Below are 1,522 nucleotides of genomic sequence, written 5' to 3'. Positions count from 1 at the left end.
TGATCGGGATACCGACGACCCCGTAGATGGTCTCGACGCCATTGAGCTTGAGCGCGTCGACGACCAGATGGATCCCGTCGGTCAAAGCGGCCGGTGCTTCGGCGCCCTCAACGCCCGGGTCCTGTACGACAGCGTCCGTCATGGTCCGGATCCTCCCTAGAGGGTCGCCCAGTTCGTCTTCCGTGTCTCACCATCCGCGCCATGGGGCCGACGCGTCCAAGATCTTTTGCCAACCAGCTGATTTACGGCGTTTATCGAAGCGGGCGCGGATCGGCCACATGCGGCACGTTGCGCCCGCGGGCAGCGCTCGCCGGCAGTACCTGACGGCTCCCCGCCGGTCCCGGGAGGGCCCCGGTCATCCCCCGCCGCGGGCATCCACGAACTGCCTTCCGAGGGGGTCCTCGGAGATGCCGGATACGGCGGCGAGATCCGCCCGCTCCGGCACGAAGACCTCGTCCAACGACAGCCCGGCGACCACGTTGAGAAACGCCCTGGCCGCGACCGAACCGGGAGTCGCCGCGTGAATCGCCACCGAGATCTGCGCCCTGGCGTCCGGCTCGACCAGCCTGACGGCCCTCGTCCCGCCGGTCACCGGCATGGCGTTCAGCCATGTGTGCGGGACGACACTCGCCCACGCCCCCGTGGCGACATGGGCGCAGAGGGAGGCGACGGAGTCCGTCTCGACCTGAGGGGTCGCCACGGCCCCGCAGCTTTCGAAGGCGTTGTCGATGAACTGACGGAACCGCATGTCCGGCGTCAGGAGCGCCAGCGGGAGCTGGGCCACCTCGGCCCAGGTGATGGTGGGGCTCGGGGGCACCAGGTGCTCTCCGGACACCAGCAGCACGTACTGCTCCTCGTACAGCGGGATCATTTCCAGGCCCTCCCGGTCGTCGGGCCCGAAGTGGGCGATGGCGGCGTCCAGCTCGAAGTCCCGCAGTTGCCGGACCAGCTCCGAGGAGGACAGTCGGGAGCAGACCTTCACCCTGGCCAGTGGGTGCATCGCGCAGAACGCGGCCACGGGGAGCCCCGTCGTCGTCGACACGGTGGGGCCCGTCCCCAGCCGAAGCGTCCCGGTGACGCCCGACTGCATGACGGCCACCTCGGCCTTGAACGCGTCGTGCTCGGCGAGGATCCGCTTGGCCCACACGACCAGCCGTTCACCCTCCGGGGTCAGGCCCTCGAAGGTGCGTCCCCTGTTGATCAGGGTGACGTTGAGCTCCCGCTCCAGTTTGGCGATGGCGATCGACAGCGCCGGCTGGGAGACGTAGCAGGCGTCCGCCGCCCGCGCGAAGTGCTTCTCCCTGGCCACCGCCACGAAGTACTCGAGCTGCCGGAACAACATGAGCGGCTCCTCTTCCGTTCGCTGACGCGACCACTGACATTGTATGCAGTATTCCTTATTCAAGCGGTGGGCGCCATACTGTCGACAACGCAGATCCGGAGAGGGCACGCCCGCGAGACGCACGGGACCGCGGTCGGTCGGGCCGCGCCAGAAGGAGGGAAGACCGCAGTGGGTGACGAC

Annotated in this window: 1 protein-coding gene; it reads right to left on the bottom strand. The window is 68.5% G+C overall.

The window, feature by feature from the left end; translation table 11 throughout:
• Positions 1-355: 355 nt before the first annotated feature.
• Positions 356-1,342 (bottom strand): LysR family transcriptional regulator, encoded by a 987-nt coding sequence (locus ACZ3TS_RS42960; RefSeq protein ID WP_467628697.1) that lies wholly within the window; start codon positions 1,340-1,342, stop codon positions 356-358.
• Positions 1,343-1,522: the final 180 nt, after the last annotated feature.

The organism is Streptomyces sp. NPDC022910 (assembly GCF_055561075.1).
Note: the sequence above shows the minus strand (reverse complement) of the source record. Positions and strands in the feature narration are given on the sequence as shown.

What these genes read in the sequence shown, in the direction of transcription:
- ACZ3TS_RS42960 (WP_467628697.1), bottom strand. Translation starts at nt 1,342, where the DNA reads ATGTTGTTCCGGCAGCTCGAGTACTTCGTGGCGGTGGCCAGGGAGAAG.